The following is a 12,845-nucleotide window of genomic DNA, read 5'->3' on the forward strand; positions in this document are numbered from 1 at the left end:
TGTTCGACCGGATCCGCGCGGCCACCGGCCACGAGATCGTCGAACGCTACGGCATGACCGAGACGATGATCACCGTGAGCACCCGCGCCGACGGCGAACGCCGGCCGGGCTGGGTCGGACTCCCGCTCGACGGCGTGCAGACGCGGCTGGTCGAAGGCGACGTCGTGCTGCCGCATGACGGCGAATCCGTCGGCGACCTGCACGTCCGCGGCCCCATGCTGGCATCGGGATACCTCAACCGGCCCGAGGCGACCGCACAGAGCTGGCTCGACGACGGCTGGTTCGCCACCGGCGACGTCGCCGTCATCGACGGTGACGGCATGCATCGCATCGTCGGACGCCGCGCCACCGATCTGATCAAGTCCGGCGGATACCGGATCGGCGCAGGCGAGATCGAGACCGTCCTGCTCGCCCATCCGTCGGTCGCCGAGGTGGCCGTCATCGGCGTCCCCGACGACGATCTCGGCCAGCGCATCGTCGCCTTCGTCGTCGGTGAGCAGGCCGCCGACGGGCCCGGCAGCGACGGGTCCGGCAGCGACGACGACCTCATTGCGTTCGTGAGCGCCGAGCTCTCGGCGCACAAGCGTCCGCGCGAGATCCGCCGGGTGGAGTCGTTGCCGCGCAACGCAATGGGGAAGGTGCAGAAGAAGCTGTTGGGGTGAGCAGCGATCACCGTCCGGCCGTCGCCGCGCCTGGCGCAGTTTCCTTGTCATCCACAGTTCGTTCGGTCGGCTGACGCATCCCTGTCCGATGCCAAACTCTTCGCATAAGGTGTGTGGCATCGCACGTAGAGTTGCGGTTGGCCGTTCAACGAAAGAAAGGCATACGGACATGGGCGTGAGCCTGAGCAAGGGTGGGAACGTCTCGCTGACCAAGGAGGCCCCCGGTCTGACCGCGGTCGCCGTGGGTCTCGGCTGGGATGCTCGCAGCACCACCGGTACCGATTTCGACCTCGACGCCAGCGCGATCGCGCTCGGCGCCAACAAGAAGGTGCTCTCCGATCAGCACTTCATCTTCTTCAACAACCTGCGCTCGCCGGACGGATCGATCGAGCACACCGGCGACAACCTGACCGGTGAGGGCGAAGGCGACGACGAGGTCATCAACGTCGATCTCGCGGGTGTCCCGCCGGAGGTCGACAGCATCGTCTTCCCCGTCTCGATCTACGACGCCGACGCACGCAGCCAGTCGTTCGGCCAGGTCCGCAACGCCTACATCCGCGTCGTGAACCGTACGGGCGGCGCGGAGATCGCCCGCTACGACCTGTCCGAGGACGCTTCCACCGAGACCGCGATGGTGTTCGGCGAGCTCTACCGCAACGGTGCGGAGTGGAAGTTCCGGGCCGTCGGCCAGGGCTACGCCTCCGGCCTCGCGGGCATCGCCCGCGACTACGGCGTCAACGTCTGAGAAACCGACACATCGCGCGAATGCCGCACCCGCTCATGGCGACGGGTGCGGCATTCGTTGTACACACACCGCCGGTACACATGTCGTTTCGACTCCTGTCGCTCGTCCACATGTAGAAAGGCCACACTCTCGTGGTATTCCGAATATTCGGTCTCTCCATCGTCGTCACGGTCCTCTCGCTGATCGCCGCCTTTTTCTACGGCGGCACGACGGCCCTGTTCCTGACCCTCATCCTCGGCATCCTCGAGGTCTCGCTGTCCTTCGACAACGCCGTCATCAACGCCACCGTGCTGCGGCGGATGAGCGAGTTCTGGCAGAAGATCTTCCTCACCATCGGCGTGATCATCGCCGTGTTCGGTATGCGCCTGGTGTTCCCGCTCGTCATCGTGTGGCTGGCCTCGGGCCTGAACCCGGTCGAGGCGATGCGATTGGCGCTGAACCCGCCGGCCAATGGCGCCGACCACTTCCCGGACGGCTCGCCAAGCTACGAGTCGTACATCGTCGATGCCCACCCGCAGATCGCGGCGTTCGGCGGCATGTTCCTGCTGATGTTGTTCCTGGGCTTCATCTTCGAGGAGAAGGAGATCACCTGGCTCAGCTGGATCGAACGGCCGCTGGAGAAGATCGGCAAGCTCGATCAGCTCGAAGTGGTCGTCGCGGCGGTCCTGCTCATCATCACCGCCGAGTTCATCGCACCCGATCAGGAGCGGTCGACGGTTCTGTTCGCCGGCATCCTCGGCATGATCACCTACCTCGCCGTGAACGGTCTCGGTGAGCTGTTCAACACCGATGACGACGATCCCGACGAGTCCGATGACGAACGCGCACAAGCACAACGCACACCGGGTGTCGACGACGCCGCGGGCGTTGCCGACGCCGAGGTACGCCGCCGTTCCGGGCCGAGCGATCTCGCCAAGGCGACCGGCAAGGCCGGCTTCTTCTTGTTCCTCTACCTCGAGGTGCTCGACGCGTCGTTCTCCTTCGACGGCGTCATCGGGGCATTCGCGATCACCGCGGACCCGATCATCATCGCGCTGGGCCTCGGCCTGATCGGCGCGATGTTCGTCCGTTCGCTGACCGTCTACCTGGTCCGTCAGGGCACCCTGAGCGAGTACGTCTATCTCGAGCACGGCGCCCACTGGGCCATTGGCGCTCTCGCGTTGATCCTGTTCTACTCGATCGGCACCCACGTTCCCGAGGTCGTCACCGGCCTCGTCGGCGTCGTTCTGATCGTGGCGGCCTTCATCTCCAGCGTCGTCCGGCGCCGCAACGAGCCCGCCGACGCCAAGGATCACATCGAGATCTGAGTTCGACCGACACCGATACACCACACGGATACACCAACGCGGCACGAGCTCGTCGGCGCCCCCTCTGCACGGGGCGCGTCCGCGAGTTCGTGCCGCGTTGGCGTTCTACCTGTCTCCTACTGCTGCTGCCCCAGCTGCTGGGTGATCTCCTGATTGATCTGCTGCAGTCCGGGCACCGACAGTCCGGGTAGGTGGCCCTGGATGGTCCGGACGATGGAGGTGTCGTTGCGAACCTTCTCGCTCGACTGGATGAGAACCGTTCCGCTGCCGGTGAAGTCGAACTGGCGCTCCTCGCCGGAGTTGATGCCGAATCGCCGGCCGGCGGCGGCGATGAAGGAGTTCACCCACGCCTCGTCGAAGTGATGGCTCGGCGACGGGCAATCAGCCCACCCGACGAGGGCTTCGGGGTCGACGCGCACCGGCGGTTCGGCGAACATCACCGGCCCGTTGGACGACGCGAGGAACTTCCCGGTGCCGATGAGGGTCAGGAAGCCGGGCACGATCGACTGCTGCAGCGACAACTGTGGTTGGAACGCAAGCAGATTGGCGGCCCGGATGGTGAGGTTGCCGTCGTCGAGGTCGTAGGCGTTGATGTTGTAGCCTCGGTCGCCGATGATGAGCTTGCCCTGACCCTCGGCCACCACATAGTCGCCCAGATGCAGCGGAGCCGAGAACTGTTGAGCCACCATGTGCAGCAACTGCCCGGAGAGGCCGTGCGTCAGCGCCGTGAAGTTCATCTGCCCGTAGTAGGCGATCATCGCCCCTTTGGACATGAACCACGGCTGGTTGAGGTCGATACAGAACGAGTAGTCGTTGTCGGCGATGTTGTCGTCGGTCGGCAGGGTCGCCGGATTCCAGATGGTGTTGAGCTGGCTCACAACTTCTCCTCCGATGCCTGTACGTAGACGACGCCTTGCCCGGCGCACTCCAGTTGCATTGCCTCACCGCCGGTTCGGCCGACGTTGCGCCAGCTGACGGTGGATCGCAGGGTGGTGTTGACCTGCCCTGCCGCCCCGACATAGGCCTGGGGGTCGACGGTAACCGGCGGTCGATCCGGTGATACGGGAAGCTCGAAAACCCCTCCGTGGCCGAGGATCACGACCTGCCCGGGCCCCGACAGCTGTGTGGTGAACATGCCCTGCCCGGTCATCGCGCCGGCGGCCGCCGACCGCATCGAGCGCAGCAGTCCACCGCCACCACCGCCACCTCCACCACCCTGCGAGGTGACCGACACGATCGACGCCTGCAGATTCGAGGTGTAGGCAAGTGTGCGTGAGGCCTCCACGCGGATCATCCCGCCGACCGCGCCGACGTCGATGATCTGGACCTCGATCCCACGAAAGCCGTAGTGCACCACGCCTTGTCCCTGGGCGATCATCGTCGACTCGTGCTCACCGGACATCATCCGCCCGGCCATGCCCGCGACTCCACCCATGCCGCCCATACCGCCGGGGGCACCGGCGACCTGGTGCGGTTGGAAGAAGACGTTGCCGGTGTAGAAGAGCATCGCCCCGCGCCGCGCGACGACGGGCCCGCTGCGGCTGATGTCGACCGAGACGACCTTGCTGTTGACCTTCTCGAACATGTCTGCGCTCCCCTATCGCTCGGCCGGTTGGATGGAGACCACGCCGGTACCGTCCCAACGCAGCGAGAACGCCTCTCCGCCACCCTGTCCCAGGGCGCTGCGCCAGCTGACGTCGGTGACGAAGGACTGGCTCAACGCGCCGCGCGCACAGACGAAGGCGTCGGGGTCCACGACGAGCGGATACTGCGGGCTCACCTCGAGGTGGATGAGTGGGCCGCCCTGCGAGAGCAGGGCGATCTGACCGTGGCCGGTGACGGTGGTGGTGAACAGCCCCTGCCCCGCCGTCGCGCCGCGCACCCCGGCGAAGGTGACGTTGGTCTGCAGATTCCCGTTCAGCACCATCAACTGTTGGGATTCGACCTGCAGGGTCTCACCGTTCATCTCGATGATGGTGGTCTCGGCGGCGTTGTGGGCGAAGTACACCACGCCACTACCGGAGGCCTCCATCAGCGACAGTCCCTCACCGGTCGCACGTTGCTTCATCCCGGCGAGGAGCCCGTCGCCACCACCGAAGCCGGCGGACTTGAAGTTGACCTGACCCTCATAGGCGACCATCGACCCCGACAGTGCCCGGACCGCAGTGTTGTTGAGCCGGGCCTCCACCACCCGTTTGGAACGCTGTACGAGCTGCATACGCCACCCCTTCGCGATTGTGCCGTTCGTCCGATACGACACGCCTGTCGAAGAACCTAGTCGATAGCATCGGTGGCGTGCCCAGGAAGTTTGCGAGTAGATGGTTCGGGGCCAGCTCACGCGCACAAGCCGATCTCGGTGCGTACACAACTCGAATGACGTCGGCGTTCCTCGCCTCCGAATCCGCACTCTCTGACATCGACTCCGCGGTGCAGACCGCACACGACCTCGATCCCCGATCCCGCGTCCGAGATCAGTGGATCTCGGTCCGCGAACGCTACGCCCAGGTGACCGCCGAGTATCTCCGACTCTCGGCCGCGGCGGGCGCGCCCGAAGGACCGCGCCCGGGCGTCGAGGAGCTCACACGCTGCACCGACGCGCTGGAAGCGATGACCGAGGAGATGAGCCGCTTCGGGCAGACCCACGCCGCCGAACTCGACCGTGCCCGGCATTCGATCACCGAACTCGGCGTGCTCGAGCAACGCGCACGGGTCGCGGCGACGACGTCGGCGGCCGCACTCGATGAGGCCCCACCCGGACTCCTCGGGCTGCGTACCGTCTCCCGCGCCGCCGACTCGTTGCGCGACGCGACGATCTCGTTCGGCAACGCCGAGGGCATCCGCTCCCGGAAGTCGGCGGCGACGGCAGTGCTCGCCGCCGCCGAACGCGTCGGGTCGGCATTGTCGGACGCTCCCGGCTTCGCCGACCGCGCCCTGCGCGTCATCCGGTCGGTCGACACCCGACGCAGCGCGATCGAGACCCGCCAGGCTCAGATCCCCGACCAACTCTCGGCCCTGCGACGCGAGTTCAGTGGGGACTGCTCGCAGGATCTGCAAAACTCCGACGCCGTCATCCGCGAGCACCTGCGGGCCGCCGACGCCCACCTCGAAACGGCCCGGACCGCTTTGCGCACTATGCCCGACCAGGCCATTGACGATGCGGAAGCCGCCCGCGACGATCTCGACGCCGCCGAGCAGGCTGTCGACGCCGTCGGTGACCGGCTACGACTGCTACGTGAGGTGCGCGCCGATCCGGCGGCCACCGAGCAGCGGGTGCGGTTCCGGTTACGAGACGCACAACACTTCGCGGTCAACAACGCTCTGGTTGACGAATGGGGCTCGGTGCTCGATGCTCAGGCCGACCGGATCTCGAGGGCGCGGGGGGTGCTCGACCGAGTTCACCCCGATTACTGGTCGTATCTGACACAGCTGCGTGCCGTGGACCAGCGCATCGTCGAGATCGTCGACCGCATGAGAGGACAGGTGGCCGCACGATGACCACGACCGCGCCGCGGGATGTCGACTCGACGCACGAAGTCGCCGACTCGACCGAAGTCACCGGCCCGAGGCATTTTCACCAGCTCGCTCCCGACGTCCTCGACCGGCTGTTCCTGCGTCGGCCCGAGCCGATCACGACCCAGTGGTCGACGCAACGCACCGCCGTCGCCCTGGGTGCGACGCTCTACGTTCCGGCCACCCGCCCCGACCTGGCCGAGGTCATCGCACGACGTCATCGCGAGGGCGTCATCTCCATGGTCATCGACCTCGAGGACGCGGTCGCCGATGAGCATTCCGACGAGGCGATCGACGCGACCGTCGCCGCCCTGCGCCAGCTCGACGGCTCCTCGGCCGGACAGATGTTGTTGTTCGTGCGGGTCCGGGAGGTCGCCCAGATCTCCTCCATCACCTCCAAGCTCGAGTCCGCCGGGGCGCTCTCCGGGTTCGTGATCCCGAAATTCAGTGCCGGCGAGGCGGATACGGCGTTGCAGGAGATCAATCGGTCCGCGCGACGTCTGGGCGGTCACCTGTGGGCGATGCCGGTACTCGAATCGGCGGCGCTGGTGCACAGGGAATCCCGTGATGACGAATTAGCCACCATTGCAACAGCTCTCGACGATCACCGCGATCAGGTGCTGGCGGTGCGGATCGGCGCCACCGACATGTGCGGGCTGTTCGGCATTCGTCGCGACCGCGATCTGACGATCTACGACGTGCGGGTGGCGGCCGACGCGATCGCCTGCGTCGTCAACATCCTCGGCCGCGCGGACGGGACCGGTCACGTCATCACCGGGCCGGTGTGGGAGTACTTCGCCGATCACGAGCGCCTTTTCGCCCCGCAGCTGCGCACGACCCCGTTCCGCGATCACGACGCGGTCTGGTTCCGCCAGCAGCTCGTCAGCCGCGACATCGACGGCCTCCTCCGCGAGATCGCTCTCGACCGCGCGAACGGCATGCACGGCAAGACCGTCATCCACCCGGCACACGTCGCACCGGTGCACGCGTTGAGCGTGGTGACCCACGAGGAGTATCACGACGCCGTCGACATCCTGGCCGGCACGACCGGCGGGGTGGCCGCGTCTGCGTACCGCAACAAGATGAATGAGATGAAACCGCACCGCAAGTGGGCCGAGCGGGTGATGGACCGGGCCGCCGCATTCGGCGTCACCGCACCGGGCGTCAACTTCGTCGACCTGCTCACCGCGATGGACGCCGCGTGAGTTCACCGAGCCACATGGGTACCGCCGCGCGGCCTGCGGACTGGGTGACCCAGCAGTTCGGGGTGTCGATGACCGGTACCGACGATCTGGTGATCCTCGGGCTGCGGCGCAACCGTCGCCGGGCGCACCTGTTGGTGTCGACGGTGCTGGGCAAGCACATCCCCACCCCGCCCGCCCGGGTTCGTGGTGCCGCCGACGCCCTCGGCGACGCCGTGATCGAGCTTGTCGGTGCCGACCTCGCGGCGCGTGCCACGGTGCTCGGGTTCGCCGAGACCGCGACCGGCCTCGGACATTGTGTGGCTCACCGCTGTTCGGCGCGACTGTATCTGCACTCCACGCGGCGACACATCGCCGGTGTTCGGGTGTCGGGGACCTTCGAGGAGGGCCACTCGCACGCCACCACCCATCTGCTGCAACCGAGTTCGCCCGAACTGTTGTCACTGGACCCGGCGGCGCCCGTGATACTCGTCGACGACGAGATCTCCACGGGCTCGACCGCCTTACGCGCGATCACCGCGCTGCAGCGGATCACGCCGCGCGGCCGGTATGTAGTGGCGTCACTGGTGGACATGCGTACCGATCCCCAGCGTGCCGAATCCGCGCGCGTCGCAGACGAACTCGGTGTCCGGATCGATCACGTCGCACTCGCTGACGGCAGCATCGAGCTGCCCGAGGGGATCGTCGACGCGGTGTGGGACAGCGTCGCCGACCCGCTCAACCCGGTCGACGAGCGACGTGGCCGCGTCACCGAGATCGCTCTGCCGTGGCCCTCGGGTGTACCCGATGGTGGCCGACATGGGTTCGCGCACAGCGATTCCGAGACTTTCGCTCATGCGGTCGCCGACGCCACCACGGCAGTGGCCGACCACCTCGATCCGGCGCTCGAGGTGGTGGTCGTCGGTCACGAAGAGCTCATGTACCTGCCGCTGTGCCTCGCCGAGGAACTCGACCGGCGCGGTATCCCGACGCGATATCAGACGACCACCCGCTCACCGGCACACGTCCGCGACGTCGACGGTTACCCGCTGCGTCGCGGGTTCACTTTCACCGCACCGGAATCCGACCCGGGGACACCCCGTTTCGTCTACAACCTGGTGCCGGGGGCAACGGTGGTGATGGTCATCGACGCGCCCGCCGACACCGACCTGCTGCGCGCGCCGGGCGGGCTGCTCGACGTGGTGACCGCCGCGGGTCACGACGTGTGCCTGGCGATCCTCCCGACCGGCAAGGGGCTCCGATGACCACACCAGCACCACCGCCGCTGCGCGGGCCCGCGTTCGGGTCGTACGCCCCCGACGAGGTCACCTGGCTGCTGAAGGACCTCTCGCACGTGGCGCTCGAAGGTGAGCTGGCCGAACGTGAGCGTCGCATCCAGTCCGGCGCCGCCCATTACGCCGAGTCCCTGCCGATCGAGTACCAGCCGGGCGCGCAGTATCAGGAGCTGTTCCACACCGCTCTGCGGGAGTCCGCTGCCCGGCTCGCGCACGCCACCGCAGTGGTGAGCGAACTGGTTGTCGCCGAACGTGATCGGCAGCCCACGCTGGTGTCGCTGGCGCGTGCGGGCACCCCCGTCGGCATCCTGATGCGGCGGTGGATACGTTTCGCGCATGGCGTCGACACACCGCACTACACGATCTCCATCGTGCGGGATCGGGGCATCGACACCGTCGCCCTCGACCACATCACCGCACGGCACCGACCCGAGTCGGTGGTCTTCGTCGACGGGTGGACCGGTAAGGGCGCGATCGCGCGCGAGCTCACAGACGCCCTCGACGCCTACGTCCGGGCCGGCGGCGCGCGGCTGACCGACGAACTCGCCGTCCTCGCCGATCCCGGGTCGTGCACCCGCACCTACGGCACCCGCGACGATTTTCTCATCGCCTCGGCGTGCCTGAACTCGACGGTGTCGGGATTGGTGTCGCGCACGGTGCTCAACGCCGACCACATCGGTCCCGGGGAGTTCCACGGCGCCAAGTTCTACCAACACCTCCGGGAGTGCGACGTGTCGAACCTGTTCCTGGATACCGTGTCCGAGCGTTTCGCAGATGTGGAGCCCGATGTCCGGAGGAGTATCGAGCGCATCCTCGACAGTGCCCGAGAGCCGCGGTGGTCCGGCTGGGCGTCGATGGAGCGCCTACGCGACGAGTACGGGGTGTCGTCGGTGAACTTCGTCAAACCCGGAGTCGGCGAGACCACCCGCGTGCTCTTGCGGCGCGTGCCCTGGATGGTTCTCGTCCGCGAACCAAATCTGCCCGAACACCACCACATCCGGGTCCTCGCCGCCGAACGTGGCGTTCCCGTCGAGGTGCGCTCTGATCTGGCCTACTCCTGCGTCGGGCTCGTCAAGGAGGATGCGTGAGCGGCCCTGCTTCCCCGGGACAGTGCGCCACCGGCCTGGTGGCCACCGATCTCGATCGCACCCTGATCTACTCCCGAACGGCGATGGGCGAGAGCCAGTTTACCGACGTCGATCCGGTGTGCGTGGAGATCTATCAAGACGCGCCGCTCTCCTACATGACCCGCCGGGCACACAGCCTGCTGTCGCGGCTCACCGAGCTGGTGCCGGTGATCCCGGTGACGACCCGAACCCCGGCGCAGTTCGGGCGGATCACGCTGCCCGGCAGTCCGTTTCGCCATGCGGTCGTCTCCAGCGGCGGCCGTGTGCTGTGCGACGGCGCCGACGACCCGGCGTGGCGGGCCCGGATCGAGCGACGTGTTGCCGCCACGTCGGCACCGCTGGCCGAGGTGACGGCCGGGCTGGCGGCCCGCATCGACGACGGTTGGGTGCGCTCGCTGCGCACCGCCGACGATCTGTTCTGCTACATCGTCGTCGACCTCGACACCCAGCCTGCGACCTTCCTCGACGACTGGCGCGCCTGGTGCGCGGCCCGCGAGTGGACGGTCTCGCAGCAAGGCCGCAAGATCTATGCGCTGCCGCGCGAGGTCACCAAGTCCGCGGCACTCGCCCACGTCCGTGAGCGGCTCGTCGACGACGGCACGCTGGCCGCCGGGAACGAGGTTTACGCCGCCGGCGACGGCCGCCTCGACATCGACCTGCTCACCTACGCCGACGCGGCCGTCCGACCGTGCCACGGCGAACTCGACCAGATCGGCTGGATGCGCCCCGATCTGACGATCACTGCCGATCCCGGTGCCCTGGGCGGGGAGCAGATCGTCGAATGGTTCCTCGCCCGTGTCGGCGCGGATGCCAGGATGGGGGCATGACCGTACTGACCAAGGGCCAGAACGCACCACTGCCGGGAAGCGAGGCCTTCGTCTCCGTCGACGTGGGAGATCCCGCCGATCTGTCGGCCCTGCTGGTGACCGACACGATGAGGGTTCGCACCGACGCCGACTTCGTGTTCTACAACCAGCCCACCGGACCGGGCGTGGACCTGCAGAATCCGACGAACCGACCCGTGCTGCGGGTCCGGACCGACGCGGTGCCCGCCGACATCCACGCCGTACGCGCGGTGATCACCCTCGACGACGCGTCGTCGAGCTTCGGCCGACTCGGGGCTCCGGTCGCCCACGTGACCGACGCCCGCGGCATCGAGCTGTTCACGTACACGATCGACGGGCTCTCCTCCGAATCGGTGGTGGTGGCGCTCGAGTTGTATCGGCGCGGCGGCGGCTGGAAGGTCCGCGCGGTCGGTCAGGGTTACGCGGGCGGATTCGCCGACCTCGTGCGTGATCACGGCGTCTCGGTCGACGATGCGCCGGCCCCGACGCCGGCCGCCCCGGTGACCCCACCCCCACCGCCAACCGCGCCGACATCCGGATATGCCCCGCCACCACCGGGATTCACTCCGCAGGGTCCCGCGCCGCAGGGATTCGCCCCGCCACCTCCGCCGCCGCCGACTCCCCCGGCACCGGCGCCGCCCAGCGCGCCCGGCGAGGTCAGCCTGACCAAGAATCGGCGCGTGGATCTGTCCAAGGGCCAGAAGGTGTCGCTGCGCAAGGACGGTGGCGTCGCACTCACCCGCATCCGGATGGGCCTCGGATGGGACCCGATCAAGCGCGGTGGGTTCTTCGGCGGACGTCAACGCGACATCGACCTCGACGCCTCGGTGCTCATGTTCAGCCGCGGGCAGGTCGCCGACGTCGTCTATTACGGCAGCCTGCGCAGCGACGACAACTCGATCGTGCACTCCGGCGACAATCTGACCGGTCAGGGCGAGGGCGACGACGAGGTGATCAACGTCGATCTGACCGCGATTCACCCGGCCATCGACAATCTCGTCTTCACCGTCACCTCGTATCAGGGGCAGACCTTCCAGGAGGTCGACAACGCCTACTGCCGCCTCGTCGATGAGACCACGGGCGCCGAGCTGGCCCGGTTCACGCTTGCCGGCGGGATGGCGTTCACCGGGGTGACGATGGCGGTCATCTCCCGTGAGAACGGGGAGTGGAAGCTGCGCGCGATCGGTGACGGATTCCAGGGCAAGACCCCGCGCGACGCGGTGCCGCACGCGGCACGCCATCTGGCCTGACGCACGCGATCCGGCGTGACGTCAGTCCGTCGGGCCGTACATCGCGCCGTACCACAGCGCGGTCATGGTGGCGATCGCCGTCTCGTCGTCGGGCGCCTCGACACCGATATCGCCCTTGCCCGCCAGCCATGTCCAGCAAAAGGATTCGAGCATCGAGATGATCGCCGACGCCATCGTCGGCAGGTCGATCCCGGCCAGGTGGCCGGTCTTGCGGGCACGCTTGAGATGCGTCATGACCCCGCGCATCCCGACCGCGCGCATCTCGCGCGCCCGTTGCGCGTACCTCTCGTCGGTCATCGCCATCTGCGTCAGCCCGATCATCTCCGGCAGATGCTGGCGCGACGTCGTCCAGTACGCGGTGACCGCACCGCGCACACTCTGGTACGGGTCGTCGGACATCGCGGCCATCGACTGCTCCATCACCTCACCGGTGAACTGGTCGAGGAGGGCGTCGAGTAACTGCGCCTTGTTCTCGTAGTAGTTGTAGAACGATCCCGGCGAGCGACCGGCCGCGCGCGTGATGTCGGCGATCTTGGCGTTGAAATAGCCCTGCTCGGCAAACACCTCGCGGGCGGCGTCGAGCAGCGCCCCCTCGGTGCGCTCACCCTTGCGCTTGGTCGCCATCGCCGCTCTCTCTGTGTCCGTTCATGCCGTGGTCACGCCGCGCGTGAATCCGGATTGGAGATTACGGGACCGGCCGATCTGACCGTAACCGAACGCGGAACTGTTTCTAAATCTAGACTCAGTTTCAGAATCAACATGTTCGGAGGTTCCGCCATGACCGCACAGGCCATCATCCACGACAGCATCGATGCCGCGGTCCGTCGGCGCGCCCGCGAGCACGCCGACGACATCGCCGTCGTCGACCCGTATCGCCACCTCACGTGGAGCGCTCTCGATGCGGCCGCCGATCGGCTGGGCGC

13 protein-coding genes are annotated in these 12,845 nt (G+C 67.4%); 9 read left to right on the forward strand and 4 right to left on the reverse strand.

What is annotated here, in order from left to right; translation table 11 throughout:
• From B1964_RS26090 to B1964_RS26100, 3 genes are all read left to right on the forward strand, one after another.
• Positions 1–662: AMP-binding protein (locus B1964_RS26090; protein WP_139765877.1), on the forward strand; the 662-nt coding region annotated here is incomplete at its 5' end.
• Positions 663–831: 169 nt separating this feature from the next.
• Entirely contained in the window at positions 832–1,407 is a 576-nt protein-coding gene (locus B1964_RS26095; protein ID WP_020172988.1) for a TerD family protein, read from the forward strand.
• Positions 1,408–1,538: 131 nt separating this feature from the next.
• Positions 1,539–2,714 carry a DUF475 domain-containing protein gene (locus B1964_RS26100; protein WP_079931873.1) on the forward strand — a complete coding sequence of 392 codons (1,176 nt, stop codon included), beginning with the start codon at positions 1,539–1,541 and terminating at the stop codon, positions 2,712–2,714.
• A 116-nt stretch (positions 2,715–2,830) separates the two neighbouring features.
• On the opposite strand, the gene B1964_RS26105 is transcribed toward B1964_RS26100, so the two are convergent.
• Genes B1964_RS26105 through B1964_RS26115 form a run of 3 tightly spaced genes read right to left on the reverse strand, consistent with a single transcriptional unit; the run spans position 2,831 to position 4,932 of the window.
• On the reverse strand, positions 2,831–3,592 hold the full coding sequence (locus B1964_RS26105; RefSeq protein WP_079931874.1) for an AIM24 family protein: 762 nt from the start codon (positions 3,590–3,592) through the stop codon (positions 2,831–2,833).
• Positions 3,589–4,299, reverse strand: a complete 711-nt coding sequence (locus B1964_RS26110) for an AIM24 family protein (RefSeq protein WP_079931875.1) — start codon at positions 4,297–4,299, stop codon at positions 3,589–3,591. The genes B1964_RS26105 and B1964_RS26110 overlap by 4 nt, the downstream gene beginning before the upstream one ends.
• Positions 4,300–4,311: 12 nt before the next feature.
• Positions 4,312–4,932, reverse strand: coding sequence for an AIM24 family protein (locus tag B1964_RS26115; RefSeq protein WP_006373186.1), 621 nt, complete (start codon positions 4,930–4,932; stop codon positions 4,312–4,314).
• A 155-nt stretch (positions 4,933–5,087) separates the two neighbouring features.
• Here B1964_RS26115 and B1964_RS26120 point away from each other — a divergent pair, with 155 nt between their 5' ends.
• From B1964_RS26120 to B1964_RS26145, 6 genes are read left to right on the forward strand one after another with little or no spacing between them, the layout of a single operon-like run.
• Positions 5,088–6,209 (forward strand): hypothetical protein, encoded by a 1,122-nt coding sequence (locus tag B1964_RS26120; RefSeq protein WP_079931876.1) that lies wholly within the window; start codon positions 5,088–5,090, stop codon positions 6,207–6,209.
• The gene (locus B1964_RS26125) at positions 6,206–7,429 is read left to right on the forward strand and encodes an HpcH/HpaI aldolase/citrate lyase family protein (protein ID WP_079931877.1); all 1,224 of its coding nucleotides are present in this window, start codon (positions 6,206–6,208) and stop codon (positions 7,427–7,429) included. Before B1964_RS26120 ends, B1964_RS26125 begins: the two co-directional genes overlap by 4 nt.
• Positions 7,426–8,670: a phosphoribosyltransferase family protein gene (locus tag B1964_RS26130; RefSeq protein WP_079931878.1), complete on the forward strand. Its 1,245-nt coding sequence runs from the start codon at positions 7,426–7,428 to the stop codon at positions 8,668–8,670. Before B1964_RS26125 ends, B1964_RS26130 begins: the two co-directional genes overlap by 4 nt.
• Complete coding sequence (locus tag B1964_RS26135) at positions 8,667–9,788, forward strand: cysteine protease StiP family protein (RefSeq protein WP_079931879.1); 1,122 nt, start codon at positions 8,667–8,669, stop codon at positions 9,786–9,788. The genes B1964_RS26130 and B1964_RS26135 overlap by 4 nt, the downstream gene beginning before the upstream one ends.
• Positions 9,785–10,654 (forward strand): HAD family hydrolase, encoded by an 870-nt coding sequence (locus tag B1964_RS26140; protein WP_139765878.1) that lies wholly within the window; start codon positions 9,785–9,787, stop codon positions 10,652–10,654. The genes B1964_RS26135 and B1964_RS26140 overlap by 4 nt, the downstream gene beginning before the upstream one ends.
• Positions 10,651–11,922, forward strand: a complete 1,272-nt coding sequence (locus B1964_RS26145; protein WP_079931880.1) for a TerD family protein — start codon at positions 10,651–10,653, stop codon at positions 11,920–11,922. Before B1964_RS26140 ends, B1964_RS26145 begins: the two co-directional genes overlap by 4 nt.
• Before the next feature lie 21 nt (positions 11,923–11,943).
• Here B1964_RS26145 and B1964_RS26150 read toward each other — a convergent pair whose 3' ends face one another.
• Positions 11,944–12,546, reverse strand: a complete 603-nt coding sequence (locus B1964_RS26150) for a TetR/AcrR family transcriptional regulator (RefSeq protein WP_079931881.1) — start codon at positions 12,544–12,546, stop codon at positions 11,944–11,946.
• Positions 12,547–12,845 lie beyond the last annotated feature (299 nt).

The sequence above is a fragment of the Gordonia sp. i37 genome (genome assembly GCF_002043085.1).
Taxonomy (GTDB): domain Bacteria; phylum Actinomycetota; class Actinomycetes; order Mycobacteriales; family Mycobacteriaceae; genus Gordonia; species Gordonia polyisoprenivorans.